23 protein-coding genes and 1 other RNA gene are annotated in these 23065 nt (G+C 59.3%); 12 read left to right on the top strand and 12 right to left on the bottom strand.

The window, feature by feature from the left end:
- Positions 1-37 precede the first annotated feature (37 nt).
- Positions 38-265 carry a hypothetical protein gene (locus HEP89_RS06005; protein WP_168691538.1) on the bottom strand — a complete coding sequence of 76 codons (228 nt, stop codon included), beginning with the start codon at positions 263-265 and terminating at the stop codon, positions 38-40.
- A 91-nt stretch (positions 266-356) separates the two neighbouring features.
- Here HEP89_RS06005 and HEP89_RS06000 point away from each other — a divergent pair, with 91 nt between their 5' ends.
- Positions 357-614, top strand: coding sequence for a hypothetical protein (locus tag HEP89_RS06000; RefSeq protein WP_197923148.1), 258 nt, complete (start codon positions 357-359; stop codon positions 612-614).
- Positions 615-768: 154 nt separating this feature from the next.
- Positions 769-2121 (top strand): amidase family protein, encoded by a 1353-nt coding sequence (locus HEP89_RS05995; protein WP_167579511.1) that lies wholly within the window; start codon positions 769-771, stop codon positions 2119-2121.
- A gap of 49 nt (positions 2122-2170) precedes the next feature.
- Here HEP89_RS05995 and HEP89_RS05990 read toward each other — a convergent pair whose 3' ends face one another.
- The 3 genes from HEP89_RS05990 to HEP89_RS05980 are packed head-to-tail and all read right to left on the bottom strand — an operon-like array spanning position 2171 to position 4871.
- The gene (locus HEP89_RS05990; protein ID WP_022999064.1) at positions 2171-3172 is read right to left on the bottom strand and encodes an adenosine kinase; all 1002 of its coding nucleotides are present in this window, start codon (positions 3170-3172) and stop codon (positions 2171-2173) included.
- A gap of 32 nt (positions 3173-3204) precedes the next feature.
- A complete protein-coding gene (locus tag HEP89_RS05985; RefSeq protein ID WP_168691537.1) occupies positions 3205-4095 on the bottom strand; it encodes a prephenate dehydratase in 891 nt (296 codons plus the stop codon).
- 29 nt (positions 4096-4124) lie between these two features.
- Entirely contained in the window at positions 4125-4871 is a 747-nt protein-coding gene (locus HEP89_RS05980) for a 3-deoxy-manno-octulosonate cytidylyltransferase (protein WP_022999062.1), read from the bottom strand.
- A gap of 185 nt (positions 4872-5056) precedes the next feature.
- Here HEP89_RS05980 and HEP89_RS05975 point away from each other — a divergent pair, with 185 nt between their 5' ends.
- The 7 genes from HEP89_RS05975 (at position 5057) to HEP89_RS05945 (ending at position 15171) form a co-directional block, all read left to right on the top strand.
- Positions 5057-5608: a cytochrome c family protein gene (locus tag HEP89_RS05975; RefSeq protein WP_022999061.1), complete on the top strand. Its 552-nt coding sequence runs from the start codon at positions 5057-5059 to the stop codon at positions 5606-5608.
- A gap of 157 nt (positions 5609-5765) precedes the next feature.
- Positions 5766-7187 carry a diguanylate cyclase gene (locus tag HEP89_RS05970; protein ID WP_208997791.1) on the top strand — a complete coding sequence of 474 codons (1422 nt, stop codon included), beginning with the start codon at positions 5766-5768 and terminating at the stop codon, positions 7185-7187.
- A gap of 109 nt (positions 7188-7296) precedes the next feature.
- A complete protein-coding gene (locus HEP89_RS05965; protein WP_077291021.1) occupies positions 7297-9177 on the top strand; it encodes an extracellular solute-binding protein in 1881 nt (626 codons plus the stop codon).
- The gene (locus HEP89_RS05960; RefSeq protein WP_197923147.1) at positions 9174-11069 is read left to right on the top strand and encodes an extracellular solute-binding protein; all 1896 of its coding nucleotides are present in this window, start codon (positions 9174-9176) and stop codon (positions 11067-11069) included. The genes HEP89_RS05965 and HEP89_RS05960 overlap by 4 nt, the downstream gene beginning before the upstream one ends.
- Before the next feature lie 63 nt (positions 11070-11132).
- Positions 11133-12257, top strand: coding sequence for a microcin C ABC transporter permease YejB (locus tag HEP89_RS05955; RefSeq protein WP_022999057.1), 1125 nt, complete (start codon positions 11133-11135; stop codon positions 12255-12257).
- A 3-nt stretch (positions 12258-12260) separates the two neighbouring features.
- Positions 12261-13529 (top strand): ABC transporter permease, encoded by a 1269-nt coding sequence (locus HEP89_RS05950; protein ID WP_022999056.1) that lies wholly within the window; start codon positions 12261-12263, stop codon positions 13527-13529.
- A gap of 10 nt (positions 13530-13539) precedes the next feature.
- Positions 13540-15171 (top strand): ABC transporter ATP-binding protein, encoded by a 1632-nt coding sequence (locus tag HEP89_RS05945; RefSeq protein ID WP_055659277.1) that lies wholly within the window; start codon positions 13540-13542, stop codon positions 15169-15171.
- 93 nt (positions 15172-15264) lie between these two features.
- Here the strand turns inward: HEP89_RS05945 and HEP89_RS05940 are convergent, their stop codons facing one another.
- From HEP89_RS05940 to HEP89_RS05910, 7 genes are all read right to left on the bottom strand, one after another.
- The gene (locus HEP89_RS05940; RefSeq protein ID WP_168691536.1) at positions 15265-15903 is read right to left on the bottom strand and encodes a hypothetical protein; all 639 of its coding nucleotides are present in this window, start codon (positions 15901-15903) and stop codon (positions 15265-15267) included.
- 90 nt (positions 15904-15993) lie between these two features.
- Positions 15994-16608, bottom strand: coding sequence for a hypothetical protein (locus HEP89_RS05935; protein WP_168691535.1), 615 nt, complete (start codon positions 16606-16608; stop codon positions 15994-15996).
- 182 nt (positions 16609-16790) lie between these two features.
- A complete protein-coding gene (locus HEP89_RS05930; protein ID WP_168691534.1) occupies positions 16791-18056 on the bottom strand; it encodes a SulP family inorganic anion transporter in 1266 nt (421 codons plus the stop codon).
- A gap of 180 nt (positions 18057-18236) precedes the next feature.
- On the bottom strand, positions 18237-19451 hold the full coding sequence (locus HEP89_RS05925; protein ID WP_168691533.1) for a lytic murein transglycosylase: 1215 nt from the start codon (positions 19449-19451) through the stop codon (positions 18237-18239).
- A gap of 66 nt (positions 19452-19517) precedes the next feature.
- A complete protein-coding gene (locus HEP89_RS05920) occupies positions 19518-20096 on the bottom strand; it encodes a histidine phosphatase family protein (protein ID WP_168691532.1) in 579 nt (192 codons plus the stop codon).
- Positions 20096-21046 (bottom strand): NAD(+) diphosphatase, encoded by a 951-nt coding sequence (gene nudC, locus HEP89_RS05915; RefSeq protein WP_168691531.1) that lies wholly within the window; start codon positions 21044-21046, stop codon positions 20096-20098. The genes HEP89_RS05920 and nudC overlap by 1 nt, the downstream gene beginning before the upstream one ends.
- 162 nt (positions 21047-21208) lie before the next feature.
- A complete protein-coding gene (locus tag HEP89_RS05910; RefSeq protein ID WP_168691530.1) occupies positions 21209-21628 on the bottom strand; it encodes an HIT family protein in 420 nt (139 codons plus the stop codon).
- Between the two features lie 131 nt (positions 21629-21759).
- Between HEP89_RS05910 and ffs the strand changes: the two genes are divergently transcribed.
- The 3 genes from ffs to HEP89_RS05895 all read left to right on the top strand — a co-directional run bounded on the left by ffs (position 21760) and on the right by HEP89_RS05895 (position 22637).
- An RNA gene (gene ffs / locus HEP89_RS05905) (signal recognition particle sRNA small type) lies at positions 21760-21857 on the top strand.
- Between the two features lie 134 nt (positions 21858-21991).
- Positions 21992-22252 (top strand): hypothetical protein, encoded by a 261-nt coding sequence (locus HEP89_RS05900; protein ID WP_022999047.1) that lies wholly within the window; start codon positions 21992-21994, stop codon positions 22250-22252.
- A complete protein-coding gene (locus tag HEP89_RS05895; protein WP_168691529.1) occupies positions 22239-22637 on the top strand; it encodes a hypothetical protein in 399 nt (132 codons plus the stop codon). Before HEP89_RS05900 ends, HEP89_RS05895 begins: the two co-directional genes overlap by 14 nt.
- A 13-nt stretch (positions 22638-22650) precedes the next feature.
- Here the strand turns inward: HEP89_RS05895 and HEP89_RS05890 are convergent, their stop codons facing one another.
- The gene (locus HEP89_RS05890; protein WP_168691528.1) at positions 22651-22971 is read right to left on the bottom strand and encodes a hypothetical protein; all 321 of its coding nucleotides are present in this window, start codon (positions 22969-22971) and stop codon (positions 22651-22653) included.
- Positions 22972-23065: the final 94 nt, after the last annotated feature.

Below are 23065 nucleotides of genomic sequence, written 5' to 3'. Positions count from 1 at the left end.
GGCAAATTTACGCTGCCGTCACCGGTCTCATACGCGGTTAAAAACCATGCGCATCCAATGAGGCATCGATACGGCCACGCCATTGCGGGTCTTTGAAGGGAAAAGCCTCCAGAAACATTTGCCTGGTCGCGTCGGCACGTCGGGACCGCACATCTTTCGCCCAACGCTCGGCCCGTTCGGTTTGTCCGGCCAGGGTTGCAAATGAAACGACGATCATGCTGACAAGGTAGTGGGCTCCCGGTGTCAGCGCACTGCGTTCGGCCATTTCGGCAGCATTGGGTTGCCTGATCGATCAGAACATCTCTCAGGCCAAAGAGCTCTCGGCAAGGATCGAAAACGAACCGCGGCTGCGGCTCATGGCCCCGACCGTGATCAATATCGTGAATTTTCGGTACGACCCGGGCGGAATGGACGAAGCTCCGCTGAAAGCTCTGAATACGGAAATCATGCTTCGCCTTCAGGAGGAAGGCATTGCAGCGCTCTCGGATACCACTGTCAGGGGCCGTCACAGCCTTCGCGTCGCCATTTGCAACCACCGCACACGAAGCGAAGACCTCGAGTTGCTTGTCAGGGAAATTTTGCGCGTTACAGACGCGATTGAAGTTGCCGCCTAACCGGGTAGGCCAACTTCATTATTTTTGAGAACAGCAAGTGACAAAGGCTGCAAACCAGCGATGATACGAAGGTTCCGATGCTTGGGGTGAAACCGACATGGATTTTTGGCGGCTGACAGTTGTTGAAGCAGTGGAGATGTTTCGAGGCCGCAGAATGTCCTGCCGAGACTATGTCGAGGCGTTGATTGAAAGATCAGAACGGTTCGTTGACCTGAATGCCTTCACCCAGTTTGCCCCGGAAAATATCCGCAGCGCTGCGCGCAAGGCCGATGAGCACCAGGCGAACGGTGGGCCCTTGGGGCCGCTGCATGGCATTCCCGTTGCCATCAAGGACTGCATCGACATTGCCGGCATGGCGACGACTGCTGCAACGCCAGGCCTGAAAGATCACGTGGTCAACAGGACCGCATCGGTGGTCACGAAACTGGAAAACGCCGGGGCACTGGTCTTCGGCAAGACCAACATGTACGAGCTCGCCTTCGGCATCACCAGCAACAACGATCACACTGGCCCCGTTCGAAACCCGCACGATCCTTCTCGCTCAGCGGGGGGAAGCAGCAGTGGTTCTGCCGCTGCCGTGGCCGCGGGTCTGGTTCCGGCTGCTCTTGGCACGGACACGGCAGGCTCGGTGCGAATTCCGGCATCATTTTGCGGGGTTTTCGGCTTTCGCCCCACAAGTGGCCGCTACAAGACTGACGGTGTCATGCCCTTGTTTCCAACGCGCGATGTGCCTGGTTCATTTACGCGATCTGCAGAAGATCTGTTGCTTCTGGATGCCGTTTTGTGTGGGCAGAGTGAGCGGCCTGCCATCGACCTTCGAAGCCTGCGGCTTGGTCTTCCCGGAAAGTATTTCCTGTCCGGCCTGGAAAGCGGCGTCGCCCAGGCGTTTGAGGAAACCGTTGACCAGCTTGTCTCTTGGGGTGTCATGGTGGTTGAGGCAGAGATGCCGGAGGTTTCAAGCTGGCTTGGCGAGATGTCGGAGCCAATCCGTGCGTGGGAGCTGGAAAGAGCGCTGGAAGCGTACTTGTCGGTTTCTGGCGCTGCCGTCGATGTTCGGTCGCTCGTTGCCGGCATAGCCGGGCAATACGTTCGTGAGGAATTTGACGGGGCTTTGCGTGGTGCGGACGCCAAGGACCTGGCAGCACGATACGAGCATGTGATTTCCGTGTCGCTCCCCCGGTGTCGCAAGCAATACTGCGCGCATTTGGAGCAGTACAAACTTGACGCGATCATTTTTCCAACGACACCGATTGCGGCAACGGCACTGGGTGAAGAAGGGCGTGTCGTCGTTGACGGCAAGGAAGTGTCTGTCTGGAAGACCATGCGCAACACGGTACCGGCAACATTCTTTGGTGCCCCTGGCGTTAGTTTGCCAATGGCACGGAGTGTTCGCGGAGTACCCGCAGGCCTGGAAATCGATGGGCTGCCGGGAGCAGATCGAAAGGTGCTGGCAATCGCGGCAGCGATTGAAGCAATGCAATCGAAGGAAAACGGCATGCGTCGGTAGCAGTTGCCGGTTCCGAAAAGGGCGGCCCGAAGGCCGCCCCTGAAAAGGTTCAGATCTCGAAGCCGCTCTGGCCGGCGATGTTTTTCAAGGCCCGTTCCGGCCGGGCGCCGACGTGGCTGATGACGCTCGCGGCGCACAGGCAACCAAGCTCGGTGGCTTCCGCGAGCTTGTAGTCGCGGGCAAGTCCGAACAGGAAGCCGGAGGCAAACAGGTCGCCGGCGCCTGTCAGGTCAACCACGTTGTCGACAGTCTGCGCGGGAACCTTGACGGTTTCCTCGCGGCTGATTGCCATCGCACCGTTCTCGCCGAGGGTCAGGGCGGTCAGGGCACCGGAGTCCCGGGCCGCATTTACCGCACTGTCCAGATCCGATGTTTCGTAAAGGGCTTTCAGCTCATGCTCGTTGGCGAACATCAGGTCGACGACACCATCGGTCAGAAGGGCCTGAAATTCGCTGCGGTAGCGGTCGACACAGAATGAGTCGGACAGGGTGATCGCGACCTGACGCCCGTTTGCATGCGCGATTTCCGCAGCTTTCAGGAACGCCTTCTTGGCGTCTGCCGGGTCCCACAGATAGCCTTCCATGTAGGTGACGGCTGCGGCGGCAACGACTTCCTCGTCAACATCGGCGATGCCGAATTCGGTGCATGCACCCAGATAGGTGTTCATCGTGCGTTCGCCGTCCGGCGTGATCAGGATCATCGACCGGGCGGTCGGCTTGCCTTCCTTGAGGCGGGGCGTGTTGAAATAGACGCCGGTGCCGTTCATGTCGTGATAATAGCTGTCGCCCAGTTCGTCCTCGGCAACCTTGCCGAAATAGGCAGGGCGTCCGCCGAGCGAGGCAATGCCAGCCGCCGTGTTGCCGGCGCTGCCGCCGGAAATGCGGACGGTCTGTCCCATCTTGTCGAACAGGCGTACTGCCTCGTCGGTGTCGATCAGGCGCATGGAGCCTTTGACGAGGTTTTCCTGAAGCAGGAAATCCTCTTCGACATGGGCGAAGACGTCGCAAATGGCATTGCCGATGCACAGGGCATCAAATCTTGTTTCAGTCATAGAGTTCCTCTGGTGGTGTCGGGTAGCCGCCGTTACGAGTAGGGATTGGGCCGGAGAGCACGGTTGGATTCCGGCTCCCTGATCTTGTCCCTGAACGGGCTTGCCCGGTAGACGCCGAGCATGTTCAGCTCGGCACAGAAGAAGGCCAGCTCCTCGAGCGCCAGGGCCACCTTCGGATCTTCCGGATGGCCTTCGACGTCCGCATAGAACATCGACGCGAAAAACTGCCCTTCAAGCTGATAGGATTCCAGCTTGGTCATGTTGACCCCGTTGGTGGCAAATCCTCCCAGGGCCTTGTAGAGCGCTGCCGGGACGTTGCGAACCCGGAAGATGAAGGTCGTGATGACCGGTTGGCCGTTGTGCGCGGCCTCCATCTTGTCGCGCGAGAGAATGACGAAGCGGGTCGTGTTGTGCGCCTCATCCTCCACATCCCGGCGCAGAATGTCCAGACCGTAGATTTCGGCGGCCATTTCCGGCGCAAGAGCGCCGACGCTCGGATCACCCAGCTCGGCGATCTGCCGGGCGGAGCCCGCGGTATCGCCGCCGACGACGGCCGTCAGGCCGAATTCACGGATCACGTTCCGGCACTGGCCAAGGGCATGCACATGGCTTTGCACCTTTTTCAGGTCTTCGATCTTTGCACCCTTGACCGCCATGAGCTGAAACCGGATCGGCATGAAATATTCGCCGATGATGTGCAGGTCCGATTTGGGCAGCAGGTGATGAATGTCCGCGACGCGGCCGGCAACGGAGTTCTCGATCGGGATCATGGCAAGGTCTGCCGACCCGTCGGCCATGGCCGAAAAGCAGTCCTCGAAGGTGGCGCAGGGGATGGCTTCGTAATCGGGATAAACGCTCCGGCAGGCCATGTGCGAGTTGGCACCGGTTTCTCCCTGGAACACGATTCTTTTTCTGTCGGTCATATGTCTTTCCGCCTTTCGGCAGTCTTTCGTCAGTTTGTCTGATAGGCCGCCCGGGCTCGTTCCAGATCTTCGGGCGTGTTCACGTCCATCGGCGCGCTGTCGATGACGGAGGCATCAATCCGCATGCCCGCTTCCAGGGCCCGCAACTGCTCCAGCTTTTCACGCTGTTCCAGCGGCGAAGGCGGCAGCTGGACGAATTTCGCCAGGGCTGCCCTGCGGTAGGCATAGATGCCGATGTGGTGGTAGTACGGGCCGTCACCGTGCGGGGCGACGGCCCTGGTAAAGTAAAGCGCGCGATGATGGCCGTGGCCGTTGGGTGTGGTGACTGCCTTGACGAAATTCGGATCGTCCCGGAAGGCGGTATTGGTGAACTCGGTCATGATGGTGCCCAGGTCGACATCGGCAATGGCGAGCGGTGCAAAGGCCGCCCGGATGGCTTCCGGTGCGATCAGCGGCACATCACCCTGCACGTTCAGGATGACATCGTGCTTTCCGTCCGGATCGATCAGTCCCGCTGCCTCGTGAATGCGATCAGATCCGGAAGCGTGGTCGGCACGCGTCATGACTGCCTTGCCGCCATGGTCCTGCACCGCTTCGAAAATGTCCTTGTCATCACAGGCAACGGCCACCGGACCGATATCCGCGTTGCGGGCCTGTTCCAGAACACGCACGATCATGGGTTTTCCGCAGATGTCGGCAAGCGGTTTGCGCGGCAGTCGGGTGGCAGCGAGGCGGGCCGGGATAATCACAAGAGCAGCGGTCAATCGGGTCTCCATGGAGCCGGACGGGCGGAAGAAATGCAAAAAAACACGTGCCGCGTCCGTTTGTCGTATCAGATGCCCTTTTAAAGCTATGGACAGCAAGGTCAAAAAATTTGTAGGTTCCGGCAAAATTCGAAAAGCTGATAGGGGTCGCAGCGACGCTGCGGGCCCGGACGCGTATGAGCTTGGAGCCGGAGAGAATGGATTCCTTCACGCTGAACAAGGCCGCTGGTGCGGTACTGATGGTTCTGATTCTGACTATGGGTGTCGGCATTGTCTCCGACATCATCTTCCATCCGACGATCCCGGGTAAACCGGGTTATGAAATCGTCGTGGCGTCTGCAGAGGATAGCACCTCGGAAGTCGGCGCGGTTCCGGAAGTGGTGCCGATCTCCGAGCGTCTGGTCGAAGCATCTGCTGAAGACGGCGCGAAGGTGGCCAAGAAATGCGCCGCCTGCCACGACTTCACGCAGGGCGGTGCCAACAAGGTTGGCCCGGGTCTTTGGGATGTCGTCGGCCGCAAGCCTGGTTCTCACGAAGGTTTCGGCTATTCTTCCGCAATGACCGCATTCGGTGAAGAAAATCCGGAGTGGACCTACGAAGAGCTGGATCACTTCCTGGAGTCCCCGAAGAACTTCATCTCCGGCACCACGATGGGTTTTGCCGGTCTGCGTAAACCGGAAGACCGGGCAGACCTGATTGCCTACCTTCGTGAACAGGCCGATTCGCCTGCACCGCTGCCGACCGAGTAAAATCTCGTCGACATCGCAGACGTGACTTGAATTGTAGAGAAGCCGGGTTAACTACCCGGCTTTTTTATTTGATTTATAAGAAAAATTAACAAATCTTACGTTACGTAGTTCTGTTGAAAGTGGGCTAAGGTCGGGCAAGGACCCTATGGGCATCAACTTGACGAGGAATGTATTTTCTAAGTCGAATGGAACGTGGATCGCTTCCATCGTTGCTGCCGTCTGTTTTCTCGCTGGTATCGCCGTCACTGCGCATGTCGGTCAACTGGTCCGCAACGAACTTGTTTCCCAGCACAAACGTCAGGCCGTCGCCTCGCTCTCCGAAGCGCGGGCGCGCCTTGAAGGCGAAATCAACCGGACAGTGGCCCACGGTCTCGGGATCCGGGCCTATGTGTCCCAGTTCGTCGAACAGCCATTCGATATGGAAGACTACCGGGAAATCGCGGTCGAACTGATCGAGGAAAATCCGTCCATCCGCTCTATCGGCCTGGCACCCAACAACATTCTTCGCGCGGTGTTTCCGCTGGAGCCAAACCAGGCGGCGCTCGGTCTGAACTACCGCATGAACACGGCGCAGTGGCCCGCAATCCAGCAGGCGATGGTGACGCGTGACGTCGTGATTGCAGGCCCACTGGAACTTGTGCAGGGGGGCAGGGCCCTCCTGATCCGAATTCCCATCTTTCCAGCCAGCTTCCTTGGGCAACCGCTCAAGGAGCGCAGTTACTGGGGTGTCGCCACCCTGGTGTTGGACGAAGAGGGCATGATGAAGACTGCCGGCATCACGGATGTCATCAACGGCATCCGTATCGGCCTTGTGAACCGGAGCGCGGTTGCCTCCAACAACATGATTTTCGGCAGCCAGTCTCTCCTTGAAAAGGACCATGTGTCCCTGCCTCTGCATCTTCCCGGCGGTCTGAACTGGGAGCTTGTCGGCCTTCCGGAGGCCGGCTGGTCGAGCACGGGCAACCAGGTCTGGATCACGCAACTCGTCGGCAGCCTGATCTCGCTTGTCTTTGGCGCCATGGCGTTTCTGTTGATCAGCGAAGTCTACAAGGTTCGCTCCATGGCGCTGCATGACCCGCTGACAGGACTGGCGAACCGGCGCCTGCTGGAAGACCGCATGCACCAGCTTGCCGCCATGTGCGAGCGCAGTGGCGCGGGCTTCGAGATTTTTTACGTCGATCTGGATGCCTTCAAGCCGGTCAACGACAACTATGGTCACGCAGTTGGCGATCAGCTTCTGATCGAGGTCGGGCAGCGGCTGCAGAACCAGATCCGGCAGACGGATACCGTCGCCAGGGTCGGTGGCGACGAGTTCATCGTGTTGACGCCAGGCAACATGCGGCGCCAGGAGAAGGACACCTTTCTCAATCGACTTGGTGAGCGTGTGACCGAGGCTTTCGAGTATTCGGGTGCCCGTATCGACGTGAAGGCCAGTATTGGTTCTGCAAGCTATCCCGGCGATGCCGCTACGGTGGAAGATTTACTTAGGGTTGCTGACGGTAGAATGTACGCGCAAAAGGCAAAGTCCAAGAGAAATTCACAGGATATTCCCGGAAACGGCCTCCCCCAGACAGGTTAAATTTCTGTCATCTCGGCAGCCAGCAGGTGACGCAGGGCCAACAGGTCCCTACACTGATTCTCTAAACCCGTGATTTGGGTTCAGGAACCGGAAGGGGACGGAGAAGCCGATGGTGTTCAAATGGCATGTAGGGAAGCGGGCCGCAGCTGGGCTTGCACTGGCAAGTGTGGTGGTGATGTCGGGGATCGGATCCGTACCGGCTTTCGCGGCTGAACCGGAATGGCATCACGCGGCCGCCCTCAACGGAACACCCAAATACGACGCTGACGCCAGGCATTTCGATTACGTCAATCCCGATGCCCCCAAGGGCGGCACGGTTCGGCTAGCCGCCAGCGGCGGTTTCGATACGTTCAACATTCTGGCGCAGAAGGGCAATATCGCCCCCGGCATCCTGAATATCTACGAAAGCCTGATGGAGCCCTCTCTGGACGAAGAGGACATCAGTGCCCAATACGGCGTCTTGGCCGAAGCGGTCCGCTTTCCCGACGACTATTCCTGGGTCGAATATAGGCTCAACCCGGATGCAAGGTGGCATGACGGCGAGCCGGTAACCGCCGACGATGTCATCTGGTCGTTCGAAAAGTCCATCGAGCTGGACCCGCAGCGCAAGTACTACTTCCAGAATGTCCAGAAGTCCGAGATTGTCGGCGATGGCACCGTGCGTTTCACCTTTGATGTCAGCGGAAACCGCGAGCTTCCCAAGATCATGGGCCAGCTGACTGTCCTGCCCAGACACTGGTGGGAAGGCACGAACAGCAAGGGAGAACAGCGTGACATCTCCCGCACCACTCTGGAGCCGCCACTCGGTTCCGGTGCCTACAAGATGAAAGAGTTCTCGCCCAACCGACAGGTGATCTACGAGCGCGTGCCGGACTATTGGGGAAAGGACCTGCCGATCCGCGTCGGCACCGATAATTTCGAGGAGATCCGTTACATCTCCTTCCTCGATGATTCCGTGCAGTTCGAAGCCTTCAAGGGTGACCAGTACGACTTCCATACCGAGCGCAGCTCGAGCCAATGGGCCAAGCGCTACGACTTCCCAGCCATCAAGGATGGCCGGGTGGTGAAGGAAATCTTCCCGGACAAGTCCAGGGGCGTCATGCAGGGGTTCTTCCTGAACCAGCGCCGTGAAAAATTCCAGAACCCTGATGTCCGTCAGGCATTGAACTATGCCTACGATTTCGAAACCACCAACGAGATCGTTTCCGCCAATCTTCTCAAGAGGGTCAATTCCTATTTCGCCGGCACGGAACTGGCATCCAGCGGTCTGCCGCAGGGCAAGGAGCTGGAGATCCTGGAGGAAGTGCGGGACATGGTGCCGCCCGAAGTCTTCACGGAAGAATTCAAGAACCCGGTTGGCGGCAATCCGCAGAACGTGCGCGCGAACCTGCGTGAAGCCGTCAAGTTGCTGCGCAAGGCCGGCTATGAGCTGAAAGACCGCAAGATGGTCGATCCGAAAACCGGCGAACAGCTCAGCATCGAATTCCTCTACCGTGACAAGGCCAGCGAACGCACTCTTCTGCCGTATTCGCAGAACCTGGAAGCCATCGGCATCAAGCCGATCCTGCGTCTGGTCGATACCTCACAGTTCGTCAATCGTGTCCGCAGCCGTGATTTCGACACCGTGGTCCTGGCGATCGGCCAGTCCCTGTCGCCCGGAAACGAGCAGCGGGAGTACTGGGGGTCTGAATCTGCTGATAACGAAAGTTCGGCCAACTATGCCGGCATCAAGAACCCCGCGATCGACAAGCTGATCGACAAGGTCATCTTTGCCGAAGACCGGGAAACGCTGGTGGCTGCCACCCGCGCGCTCGACCGCGTGTTGCTGTGGAACCATTATGTAGTGCCGCAGTTCTATTCCGACGAAACTCGCACGGCACGCTGGAACCGCTTCGGCCATCCGCAACAGATGCCGGAATACAGCACCGGGTTCCCGACCATCTGGTGGTACGACGAGGCCCTGGCCGCCAAGACGGGAGCCGCGCGATGAGTGGGGCTCTGACGACTTCCCGGCGCCGTTTCCTGCAAATGAGCAGCGCCGCGGCGTTTGCGTCGGCAGCGCCCTGGCCGGTGTCCACGGCCTTCGCGTCACAAACCGCCTATCCGGATGGCCCCGTACACGGCCTGTCCGTATTCGGCGACCTGAAATACGGACCGGACTTCACCCAGTTCGACTATGTCAACCGGCTGGCTCCGAAAGGCGGGACCTTCTCGTTTCAGGCGCCTTACTGGTACTTCAACCAGAATGTCCTGACCTACAACACTTTCAATGCCTTCATCCTGAAAGGCGATGCCCCGCCCCGCATGGAGCTGTGTTTCGACACCTTGATGGTGCGTGCTTACGATGAGCCGGACGCGGTCTACGGCCTGCTGGCGGAAACGGTAAAGGTGTCGGAGGACGGCAACGTCTTCACGTTCAGTCTGAGGCCTGAAGCCAGATTTCACGACGGCTCCAAACTGACTGCAGAGGACGTTGCCTTTTCGCTTCTGCTTCTGAAGGCCGACGGTCACCCCATGCTCAGCCAGCCGCTGTCGTCATTGAAGGACGCGGTCATTCTGGACGAACACAAGGTCGCGCTGCAGTTCGACGGCTCGCAGTCGCGCAACCTGCCGCTCGTCGTTGCGGCCGATTATCCGATCTTCTCCAAGCGGTATTACACCGCCTACGATTTCAAGCAATCGACCCTGACACCGCCCCTGTCCTCCGGTCCCTACAAGGTCGGAAAACATGCCGTCGGTCACTATGTCGAATATCACCAGGTCGAAAACTACTGGGCAAAGGATCTTCCGGTCAGGGTCGGGCACTGCAATTTCGCGGTTATACGGGTGGAGTTCTACCGCGAACGCCAGACGGCATTCGAAGCCTTCAAGAAGGGCGGGACGTTCTACCGCGAGGAATTCACGTCCAAGAACTGGGCGACGGAGTACAATTTTCCGGCTGTGGAAGAAGGCAAGGTCATCCGCCGCGAGTTTCCCGATGGCCGGCCGTCAGGGGCGCAGGGCTGGTTCATCAACACCCGGCTCGACAAGTTCAAGGACCCGCGCGTGCGCGAGGCTCTTGGATACGCCTTCGATTTCGAATGGTCGAACCAGAACCTGTTCTACGGGCTTTATACGAGAACCCAGTCCTTCTTCGAAAACTCCGACATGAAGGCGGAGGGGATGCCCTCGGCCGCGGAACTCGCTTTGCTGGAGCCCTTCCGGGACCAGGTGCCGGAGGCTGTGTTCGGCGAAGCGGTTATGCAGCCCGTCAGCGATGGATCCGGCAATGACCGCAAGCTGCTGAAACGGGCGAGCGAACTTCTGGCCGAAGCCGGGTTTACCCGGAAGGGGACCGACCTGATCGGCCCGGACGGAAATCAGCTGACGATCGAGTTCCTGAACAACACCGCCGCTTACGAACGGATCGTCAATCCGATGATCAAGAACCTGGAACGGCTCGGCATCAAGGCGAGCCTGCGGATCGTCGATCCGGCGCAATATGAAGCCAGGCTCAACGACTACGACTTTGATATCGCCAGCCGCAGGCTCAGCCTTTCGCCGACACTGTCGGATACCATTCGCGAGATGTGGGGCTCCAAGGCGGCGACAATTCCGGGCACCTACAACACATCCGGCATATCCAGCCCGGTTGTCGATGCACTGATCGACAAGGCCATCGCGGCGACAACGCGCGATGAGATGACCAACGCGGCGCGGGCCCTCGACCGCGTGTTGCGGGCCGGTCATTACTGGATCCCGCAATGGTTCAAGAACGTCCACACTGTTGCCATGTGGGATGTCTACGGCTTTCCCGAAGAAACTCCGCGCTACTTCTTTCCGGTTGAAGAACTGTGGTGGATAGACAAGGAAAAGGCGGAAAAACTCGGCAAAGCCGGGTAATATTTCCAGCGAAACCTCGGGCCCGCTCCAGAAGGCCAAGACAAAAGGGACTGCACACACTCCATGGGCGCCTACATCCTCCGCCGCTTGCTGCTGATGATACCGACGCTGGTCGGGATCATGGCAATCAACTTCGTCATCATCCAGTTTGCGCCAGGTGGTCCGGTCGAGCGGGTCATTGCCCAGTTGCAGGGAACGGACGTTTCGGCGACATCGCGCATCAGCGGTGGTGGCAGCGACATGCTGGGGGGCGGCAACGACGCCTCCGGTGGCAGTGGTGGCGCAACTGCAGACTCGGCCAGTTCGAAATATCGCGGTGCCCAGGGGCTCGACCCGGAATTCATCAAGGAACTGGAAGCGCAGTTCGGTTTCGACAAGCCTCCGCTGGAACGCTTCCTGAAGATGCTGGGCGACTATGCCCGCTTCGATTTCGGTGAAAGCTATTTCCGCGACATCAAGATCATCGATCTGATTGCCGAAAAACTGCCGGTTTCGATCTCGCTCGGCCTCTGGATGACGTTGATATCCTATGCGGTGTCGATACCGCTCGGGATCCGCAAGGCCGTTTCCGACGGTTCGCGGTTCGACGTCTGGACCTCCGGTGTCATCGTCGTGGCTTACGCCATACCAGGCTTTCTCTTTGCGGTTCTCTTGATCGTGCTTTTCGCCGGTGGCTCCTTCTGGGATATCTTTCCCTTGCGGGGGCTGGTGTCTGACAATTGGGAACAGCTCTCGTGGCCTGCCCGGATCGCCGACTATTTCTGGCACCTTGCCCTGCCTCTGACGGCCATGGCCCTGTCCGCCTTTGCCACCACCACCTTGCTGACCAAGAACTCGTTCCTGGATGAAATCCGCAAGCAATACGTGATCACCGCAAGGGCAAAGGGACTGACGGAAAGCCAGGTGCTTTACGGACATGTGTTCCGCAACGCCATGCTGATCGTGGTGGCCGGTTTTCCGGGGGCCTTCATCTCGTCCTTCTTTGCCGGCTCGCTCCTCATCGAGACGATCTTCTCGCTCGATGGCCTGGGATTGCTCAGTTTTGAATCGGTGATCAACCGCGACTATGCGGTTGTTTTCGCAACCCTCTACATCTTCTCGCTCATGGGCCTTCTGGTGAACCTCATTTCCGACCTGACCTACACCTGGATCGATCCTCGGATCGACTTCGAAAGCAGGGAGGTCTGATCGATGGCGACCGATTCAGACAGTGATGCAGGAAGTGCAAACTACGAGACCGGCAGTGGCGGACATGAGGCTGGCGGATATGAAGCCGAAAGCCGAGAGAGGTCCAGGGCGGCCTACTTCGAGGCAGCTGTAACGGATGATCGCGAAGCGTTTGTCGTCCCGGCAAAGGGTTCCAAGGCACGCCTCTCGCCGATAAACCAGCGGCGGCTGGTGAACTTCAAGGCCAACAGGCGCGGATACTGGTCGCTTTGGATCTTCCTGGTGCTGTTCGTTATGGCCATGCTGGCAGAATTCCTGACAAATGATCGACCGATCCTTGTTTCCTACAACGGCGAATTGCTTGCGCCGGTCTTCGTCGATTACCCGGAAGAAAAGTTCGGCGGCTTCCTGGCGGTGACCGACTACCGCGATCCGTTCATCCAGGAAGAGATCAGCGCCAACGGCTGGATGCTGTGGCCGCCGGTGCGTTATTCCTACCGATCGGTCAACAATGACATTCCGGTCCCGGCACCTGCACCTCCCTCCTGGACGATGGACAAGGAAAAGCGTTGCTCGCGCTATCCGCTTGGCGCGGAAGATCCCAATTGCGTCATGGGCAACTGGAACTGGCTCGGTACGGACGACCAGGGCCGGGATGTGCTTGCGCGTCTCGTCTACGGCTTCCGGATTTCCGTTCTGTTCGGCCTGGCGCTGACGCTGGCATCCTCCGTCATCGGCATCGCGGCAGGGGCCGTGCAGGGCTATTATGGCGGCTGGACCGATCTCCTGTTCCAGCGTTTCATCGAGATCTGGACGGCGGTGCCAACGCTTTACCTCATCCTGATCGTGTCGTCGTTTCTGGTGCCCGGCTTCTGGACCCTTTTCACCATTCTGCTGGCATTTTCCTGGGTGGCGCTTGTGGGTGTCGTACGCGCGGAATTCCTGCGCGGCCGGAACCTGGAATACATATCCGCAGCCCGGGCACTCGGCGTTTCCAATCCGGTGATCATGTGGCGGCACCTGCTTCCCAACGCCATGGTGGCGACGCTTACCTTCATGCCGTTCATTCTCAACGGTTCGATTTCCACCCTGACGGCGCTGGATTTCCTCGGCTTCGGCCTGCCGCCAGGGTCGGCATCACTTGGCGAACTGCTGGCGCAGGGCAAGAACAACCTTCAGGCGCCCTGGCTCGGGATCACCGGCTTCATGGTCATTTCACTGATGTTGAGCCTGTTGATCTTTATCGGCGAGGCAGTGCGTGATGCGTTCGACCCGCGCAAGAGTCTGGGGTGAGGAACACAAGATGACAAAAGAAACGCTCCTCTCCGTAGAAGACCTGTCCGTCGCCTTTTCCCAAGGCGGCAGCAAGAACCTTGCCGTCGACCGGATCACCTTCGACATCAAGAAGGGTGAGACCGTCGCACTGGTGGGGGAAAGCGGCTCGGGTAAGTCCGTAACCGCTCAGTCGGTCCTGCGGCTTCTGCCTTATCCCGCAGCCTCGCACCCCTCCGGCAGAATCCTGATGAACGGTCAGGATCTTCTGGCGGTTGAAGAAGCCGAACTGCGCAAGGTGCGCGGCAACGGCATCTCGATGATTTTCCAGGAACCGATGACCTCGCTCAATCCGCTGCACTCGGTGGAAAAGCAGGTTTCGGAAATTCTGAAGATCCACCGGGGCATGAGCGATACAAAGGCGCGTGAGCGCGTGCTGGAACTGCTCAACCAGGTGGGCATCCGCGATCCTGAAAAACGTCTCAACTCCTATCCGCACCAGCTTTCCGGTGGCCAGCGCCAGCGCGTGATGATTGCCATGTCGCTGGCCAACGAACCGGATCTGCTGATTGCCGACGAACCGACCACGGCGCTCGACGTCACGGTTCAGGCGCAGATCCTGGAGTTGCTGAAGGACCTTCAGCGCCGCCACGGCATGGCAATGCTGTTCATTACCCACGACCTTGGGATCGTGCGCAAGTTCGCCGACCGGGTCTGCGTGATGACCAAGGGCAAGATCGTCGAGCAGGGACCGGTCGCCGATATCTTCGACCGGCCGCAGCACGCCTACACCAAGCACCTTCTCACTGCTGAGCCCAAGGGCGAACCACCGGCGACGGACAAGAGCAAGCCGATTGTCGTTCAGGCAGACGATCTGAAGGTGTGGTTTCCGGTCAAGCGGGGCTTCCTGCGCAAGACCGTCGACCACATCAAGGCGGTGGACGGAATCGATGTGGAAGTGCGGCAGGGCCAGACGCTCGGGATCGTCGGCGAAAGCGGATCGGGCAAGACGACACTCGGTCTTGCGATCCTGCGCATGATTTCCTCCACCGGGCGGATTGCCTTCAACGGTGCCGAAATCCAGAAGAATTCCTGGAAGGAAATGCGCCCGCTGCGCCGGGACATGCAGATCGTGTTTCAGGATCCCTTTGGTGCGCTGAGCCCGCGCATGTCGGTGGCTGAAATCGTCGGTGAGGGCCTGCAGGTGCATTTCCCCGGTATTTCGGCCGATGAGCGCGACCGCAAGGTCGCCAAGGCCCTGGAGGAAGTCGGGCTCGATGCGTCCACCCGGCATCGCTATCCGCATGAATTCTCAGGAGGCCAGCGTCAGCGCATCTCCATCGCACGGGCCATGGTTCTTGAACCGAAGTTCGTCATGTTGGACGAGCCGACTTCAGCCCTCGACATGAGTGTCCAGGCCCAGGTGGTCGATCTGTTGCGAGATCTGCAGAAGGCGCACGGTCTTGCCTATCTGTTCATTTCACACGACCTGAAGGTTGTCCGCGCCCTGGCCAACGAGGTTATCGTCATGCGTCAGGGCAAGGTGGTGGAACAGGGCGCCTCCGAACAGATCTTCGATGCGCCCCGGACTGATTACACCAAGGCCCTGATGGCTGCCGCCTTCCGCCTGGAAGCCGCACCGGAAGGTGTGGTGAGCGCGTAATCCTGTTGGACCGGGCAGGGCACATGCGCTGCCTCGTCCAAAGGTGTGCCGTCTGCCGGTCTCGACGGACGGACAGTGAACTCGCTTGAGCCGTTATTCTTCAGTAGCGGCGCGGGCGTCCGGACAACGCGGCAGGCCACCATCGACGCCGTTCTTGCCGTCAGCCATCTGTTCCTCAAGATCGACATCGCGCAGCAGTGGTATGTAGCCGCCCAGCTCATCCGCTTTCAGATAGGTGCTGACGAGGATACGCGCGGGCCGGTGCTCGAAAGCAAGGCAGCCGTCGACGCCGACTTCCATATTGCCTTCGATCTTGTCCCGTTCCGCCTTGTCCATTGTCAGAAGGTACATCTGAAAGGCCTTGAAGGCGGGGATTCTATTGTCCGGTAGCCGGTAGATCGCAATCCGCCGGCCTTCCTGCAGTTCGGCGCTCAGCTCCGCCCGCTCGGCCTTGGACGAAACGCGGACGAAAGCAAGTTTCTCCTCCATAACCAGCTTGCCGGTCTTATTGTCCTTCACCGTCAGCATCATGCGCGCTCCGCCTTCCGGGATACGGATGCTGGCCGGATATCTGACGGCAACCCGCAAGCCTGCCGGGTTGGTTTTCAGAAGGTCGAAGTTTGCCAGTTTGACCATGGTGGCAACTGGAACATGACTGCAGGCAGCCAACAGAAACAGGGGCAGGCAAAGCATAACCGCAAGCAGCGAGCGGCTTGAAAAAGGTGTCGACATGGGAAGTACGTTTCGATCCGAAGACAGGAATGTGTGATTGTCCGTGGCAAGGGTGGGCAAGGTCTGGGGAGACCTTGCCCGCTTCCCCGGTCATGAACAGGGCGGGATCGAGTTCTCGAGGTCGTTGCGGCTTGAAGCCTGCGTGTTTCGCAGGTCGAAACTCTCCGCCAGAGCCACGAAGGTCTCCAGTTCCGATGTCTTGAGATAAGTCGAAATCAGCATCTCGCCGGTATCGACAACATCGAGTTTGCAGCCGGTGACGTCGATCGACAGGGATCCGCCAATCGTTTGCTGACGAGACAGGGGCATGGCCAGATACTTGGCCTGCAGTGCTCGCAATTCAGCCACCTGTTTTGCCGGGATCCGATACACAGTCACCACGGTTTCCGGTGCCTCCGTACGCACTTCAGCTGCCTGTTCGCCGGTTGTGGTCCTTTGCAGCTGGATCCGCTTTTCCTGGACAACGCGCCCGGTTTCCTTGTCGGACAGGACAACTTGAACCGTTGCGGCTCCATCCGGAACCTTCATTCTGTCGGGATGACGGACCGCTAGCCGGAAGAGGTCCGGGTCGGTCGTGGCGGGATTGAACCGGTCGAGTGGGTCCGCAAGGGACGATGCGGTGCCAAAGGCCGTCAGAAAAAGAGCAACAAGAAGGGTTCTCGCGCGCACCCGAGGGTTCGCGCCGCAAGACGACAAAACAGACATGAGGAGTGGCTCCAATTTAAGTTGCAGCGATTAATTATCGTAAAACAATAATAAATGAAAGCAGAAAATATATGACGCACACGCGGCATCAGGCCTTTGGCCGGTCGTAACCAAAGGGGAAATTGGGAATTCCAGCTGAAAACCTTGTGTTTTGAATGTCCTGCAGGCGGTGATCGGCCGTGTCAGCGTTCCGGCATCGACCAGTCGTCCGGCTGCTTCTTGCGTTCACGCAGCCTGAGGGCAAGACCGATTGAAACGCCCACGCCGATGGCAACGGTCAGATCGATCAGGACCGTCAGGATCAGCGTGGTCAACAGCAACATGCGGTCGGCCATCGGGGCGCTCAGATAAGATTTCCACTTGTGCGGTTCGCTCATGCTCCAGGCTGTGAGAACCAGCAAGGCCGCCATGGCGGGCAAGGCAAGGTATCCGGCCAGGGGGGCCGCAATCAGCATGATCAGCAAGATGGCAAGCGCATGCACCAGCCCGGATACCGGCGTCTTGCCACCGGCACGGACGTTTGTGGCCGTGCGGGCAATGGCACCGGTGGCCGGAAGGCCGCCAAAAAGGGCAGACGCGATATTGGCGGTTCCCTGTGCCAGCATCTCGGCGTTGGGGCGGTGGCTTCCTTCGATCATCCTGTCGGCCACCATCGCGGACAGAAGTGATTCCACACCGGCAAGGAACGCGATCACGATGGCGGATGGAAACAGCTCCACGACCCGCTCGACAGTGACGCTCGGCAGTGCCGGAACTGGCAGCGTGTTGGGCAGGGCACCGAAGCGCGAGGCTATGGTCTCTACCGGCAGGGTGGCCAGAACGACAGCCAGCGAGGCCAGTGACACGGCAACGATCAGCCCCGGAAAGGCCGGAGCCATCCGGCGCAGGACGACGATCATTACCAGCGTGACCAGGGCAAGTCCGCTGGCGGCCAGCGACGCGGTGTCACGTGCTTCCCAGAGAACGGGAAGCTTTTCCAGAAAGTCCGCCGGTACCTCGGAGATCTGAAGGCCGAAGAAATCCTTGATCTGGCTGGAGGCGATGATGATCGCGATGCCGATGGTGAACCCGTTGACCACGGCTTCCGGCACATAGCGGATCAGCCTGCCGATCCGGAAATACCCGCCGATCAATAGCAGTATGCCCGCCATGAAGGTTGCCAGCACCAGCCCGTCGTACCCGTGATCGGCAATGACGCCGTAAACCACCACGATGAAAGCGCCGGTCGGCCCGCCAATCTGCACCCGGCTGCCGCCGAGAAGCGAGATGAAGAACCCGCCGACAATCGCCGTTACCAGCCCTTTCGCAGGATCGGCCCCCGAAGCAATGGCGATCGCCAGGCTGAGCGGCAGGGCAACCATGGCAACGGTGATCCCGGCGACGAGGTCGGCACGGAAGAGCGGCAGGGAATAATCCTGCAATGTGGTAACGATCTTGGGGAGCCGCATGAAGGCACCGGAGAAGCAGTAAGGAAGGATGTGGAAACAGTCTTCCGCACTGCACGCCCAAAATCAACTGTTTGTTGAAACGGGCGTCCCGCGGCGCTTGGTCACGGGATACTTCTACCTGGAAACGGCAGTTTTGCGGGCACCTTGAAACACAACCCAGGAGAGCGGTCAGGGTGTGTTCTAGCCGACCCAGCAAGTCGCGAAGAAGCCGTTCTTCTCCTGGTCCTTGCCGATGGATCGACGGGTCTTGAAGCCGATCAGGCCATCGGCGCCGCCAACGTCATGCCCCAGTCCCTCAAGCCTCTGCTGAAGGTTCCGTACCGCGCCTCTGGTTGTTTCCTTCATCGGTTTCCAGTCGCCGACAAAACCGCTGTTGTTGCCATACCTGTCCGCCAGGTGACCGACGAAGAGCGCATAGGTGTCACTCTCGTTGTAGTCCTTGATGACGTAGAAGTTTTCCGTGGCAATGAAAGCTGGGCCGTAGCGGCCGGCAGGCAGCAGGATGTTGCCCGGCCGGTTGACTTCATTGGCCGGGAAAGGCTTGCCGCTGACGCGCTTGACGCCTTCACGCACGAAGTCGGAAATTTTCTGGCGGTTGTCCGGACCTTCCCGCGTGCATGAGACGTTGTCGGGAAGATGGACTTCATATCCCCAGTCGCGGTCAGCTACCCAGCCATGCGCCGAGAGATAATGGGCAATGGAGGCCATCGTGTCGATGTCGGAGGTCCAGATGTTGCGCTTGCCGTCACCGTCGAAATCGACCGCATACTTCCAGAAGGAAGACGGCAGGAACTGCGGTTGACCCATGGCGCCTCCCCAGGAGCTTTTCATGCCCTGCCTGGATACGTCGCCATTTTGCAGGATCTTCAATCCGGCGATCAATTCGCCTTTGAAGAAGTCCGGCCTCTGGCCCATGAAGGCCTGCGTCGCCAGAACACGGATGGCGTCATAGGGGATCTTGGCCCCGCCATAGCCCGATTCCCTTGCCCAGATGGCCAGGATGATCCGGCTGGGCACACCGTATTTCGCTTCGATCCGCGACAGCACGGCCGCGTGTTTCTGCATCAGCGATCGCCCGCGCGGCACAAGGGCGTTCAATTGGCTGTCCCGGAAGTAGCGGCTTGGGGAACCGAACTCGGCCTGAAAGTTGATCTTGGGCGGCGTGCCCTTGCCGCCCGGCCCGACCAGCCCCGGCAGGGAGGTGTCGGGTGTCAGACCTTTCAGTTCCCGGTCGAGAGTTGCCTGGGAGATGCCTTGCTGGCGCGCCGCCGGAGCAACTTCCGAAGACAGGAACTGCCGGAATTGGGCATCATATTGGCCCGCGTTGGCGGGCAGCAAAGTAACGGCGAGGCAGCTCAGGGTCGCAAGAACAAGCTTCGGCAAACGGCAGATCACATCGGGCTCCCGGATCACGACAGGTCTGGGCAGCCTAACATGTTCCGGGTCTTCGTCCGACCGTGCTTAAAGTTCTGTCCAAGCCAAATTGCCCCCGGCCTGGCTCATCAGCCAGGATTTCTCGAAGCGGTACCAGCTGCCGCCGCGTCTCTGGTCGTGATGGCGGGAAATCGGTGCGGCCATCAGATGGCACATCAGCAAGGTGCCGACGGCGCCATGACCGACGAACAGGACCGGGTCTTCCTCGGGAATGTGGCGCAGGGCGCTTTTGACACCATTGACGATCCGGTCCTGGGCGTCGATCGCACGTTCCCAGCCGCGAACGGAGTGATGCGGATCGGCAAAGAAAAGATCTGCGGTCCGCTCGAACTCTTCTGGTGGCAGAAAGCCGGTCGCACTCCGGTCATTCTCGTGCAGGAACGGAAGCGACCGCTGAAAGACGCGGAGGCGGCCGGAGAAGACCTGCGCGGTATCAAGCGCCTTCTTTTCGGCACTGGAGATTACCTGTCGGATGTCCTTGGCAAACGGCAGGACGGTGGCTTTCGTCGCACGCTCCCGGCCCGTATCCGACAGGCCCCACTCGGGAACGGGAACGTCCGGATCGATCAGGACTTCCGGATGGGTCAGGTAAGCGCACCAGGTCATTAGAGCGTTCCGTCGAGCCAGCCCTTGATCAGTTCAAAGGCGATGGAAATCGAAGGTGGTATCTTGTGACCCTCGGGATGCGTATCGGCCAGCATTTGCCGCACTTCGTCCCGGTCGCACCATTTGCAGGCTTCAAGCTCGTCGTCCTCGATAACGATGTCGAAGGAGGTTGCCTTGCCGATACAGCCGAGCATCAGGTTCGCCGGAAACGGCCAGGGCTGGTTGGCAATCAGACGGACGTCGCCAACAATGATCCCGCTTTCCTCCAGCGTTTCGCGCCGCACGGCCTGTTCGATTGTTTCTCCCGGTTCCATGAAACCGGCAAGGGTGGTGTAAATGCCCTCCGGAAGTCGGGCCGGGCGGCCCAGAAGGGCCTTGTCTCCGCTCTCGTCGGTAATCAGCATGATTACACAGGGGTCTGTGCGCGGAAAATGCTGGCCGCCACAGGACGGGCAATCACGACGGTATCCGGCTTCGGACAGATGGCTTTTCTCACCGCAGCGCGAACAGAACTGATGCGTGCGATGCCAGTGGATCAGGGCGCGGGCCTGGGCAAGTGCGCCCATGTCCTGCGGTGCAAATGCGTTCTGCAGGGCAAGGGTGCGCAAGTCGATAAGCTGAAGGTCCGTGCGATCCGCAAGGTCTTCGTCTGTTGCGGGCAAGGCCGTTGCGAACAGGGCCTCGCCGTTTTCCGGGCGCAGTCCCAGGAAAATCATCTCCTCCCGCACGGCTCCGAGCGAAAGGGCGACCTCCAGACGATGCCCGGCGGCAAGGTTTTCGTCCGCGGCAAAGACCAATGTCCGGTCCGTTGAAAGCACGATGCGCGTATCGGGCTTTTCCAGAAGACTTGCCAGATAGGCGGTATCGCCACGCCGTGTCGATTGCCGGTCAAGGGTGTTGCCGAGGAAACTCATTTCCATGGCCAGGGAACCGGCGGGGTTGGCGTTCATGTCAAAGTCCTTGGAAGAGAAAGGGGCGGGAGGTCAAAAGATGCTGGTTCTTCACGTAGTGCATTTTCCAGCTTGGAGAAACCGCTTCCTGCCGATGCCGCCGATCACATCTGAATGCAGATTGAAACAGCTACGAGGCAGGATGTTGGACCGGTCCGGCAGTCAGTCGTCGTCACCGGCAAGGGTATCCCGCAACTTCTCGATCAGGGTTTCCACCCTGTCGTGGGAATACTCCTGCGCCGGAACCGCACCCCAGACCGGCCCGGGCCAGGCCGGATCGTCCCGGTAACGGGCGATCACATGGACATGCAGTTGGGACACCTGGTTGCCGAGCGCGCCGACATTCAGCTTCTCGCAGTCGGTCACTTCGCGCAGCACCCGGCTGGCCAGGGCGATTTCTCGCATCAACTGCATCTGGTCAGCCTCCTCCAGATCGATGATCTCGACGAGGTCCGACTGGCGCGGGATAAGCATGAGCCAGGGATAGTTGGCATCTTTCAGCAGGCGGACGGTGCACAGCGTCAGATCGCTGACGAAGTAGCTGTCGCCTTCGAGACGGGCATTGAGGGCAAAGGATGACATGAAACACTCCGGGCAGAATTTCCCGAAGGCTACACGCTTCGTGGCGGGTTTGGGAGTGTGATTTCCCGGCGCACAAAAAACCGTGTTGCCCTCTTGCCAAACCCCATCCTTCTTCTGATATAAGGCCCTCGGGAGGTTGGTGGTGGACGAGCCACTCGCCAACCGGGTCAGGTCCGGAAGGAAGCAGCCCTAACGAGCCTCGGCACGGGTCGCCGTGCCAGCCTCCCACCCTATGAAAAGCATCAGCTTTACCAAAAAGCACCGCCGGTTCTCCGCGGTGCTTTTTTGTTTTTCAGGCTCGGGCTCTCCGCATCTCAAATCGACAAGTTGACTTATCTGGTACATTGGTACCATGATAACAAGATGGAAAAATCAGTTGAGCGCGTTCAAACCGGTGTGCGCCTGGAAAAACGGTTGCTGAAAGTCCTGAAAGGACTCGCCGAACATCTGGACATCAGTCTTGGCGACCTGATCGAGGGCATGGCGCTGCATGCTTTTGAGAACAAGCCGCCGTTTTCGAAGGAGACACTGGACAAGATCCGGCAACTCAAGAGCGTTTACGACCTCGATCTGAGCGCGGCCGACAGCCACAAACTGAAGGACGAGACAAATGCTGGAGCTTAGGGATTACGCGCAGCTTTCCGATCGCTTCGAAGCTGGCCAGCTGGATGCAAAAGGCTTCAGCCACGTGGACCATATCGGCGTTGCCTGCCGGATGCTGCAGAAGTACGAGTTTCTGGAAGCGGCTTGCCGATATGGCAACGCCTTGCGTGGCCTTGCCTCCAGAGCAGGCGTGCCGGAGAAATACAACACCACCATCACCCTGGCCTTCCTGGGCATCCTGTCGGAGCGGATGGCCGAGACGCCGCATGAAACCTTCGGCGAATTTCTTGCCAAGAACCCGGATCTCAGCTCAAGGGCGTTGATGGCAACGTGGTATTCGGACGCGCGGCTTGGGTCGCCAGGCGCAAGGCAACGGTTTTTGTTGCCGGACAGATATCAGGGTTGAGGAAATCGGATAACTACCGCGGTTTCCTGCTCAGGCGCTTGGCGTTTGCGCGGACACGCTTCGCATAGGGCCGCGTACCCTTTGCCGCGATTGATTGCCCACCCAGCCAGTGCCGCTGAAACGACGTCATTCCATCACGTAGCAGCGCCCTGTTCATGGCAAGCGCGCTTTCCGTCGCAGCTGCAGCCTTTTCGCTGATCATCCGATGAAGCTCCGGATTGGTCCAGGCCGTGCCCGACGCAAGGTTTGCGGTCCAGTTCTGGCAGCGCAGGGCGATGACGACAGGCGCCTGGAACCAGAGGCTGAACAGGTCGTGCGAGAGTTTTCCAGACATATCGTCTCCCTGATGAAAACCGGCTGAAAATAACGGCCAGCAGTTACTCAATGCGTGGCTTGGGCAAAGGGTTCCCTGAAGGTATTGCGGCCCG

The sequence above is a fragment of the Labrenzia sp. 5N genome, from assembly GCF_012395805.1.
GTDB lineage: Bacteria > Pseudomonadota > Alphaproteobacteria > Rhizobiales > Stappiaceae > Roseibium > Roseibium algicola.
This window is presented reverse-complemented; position numbering and strand designations above follow the sequence as displayed.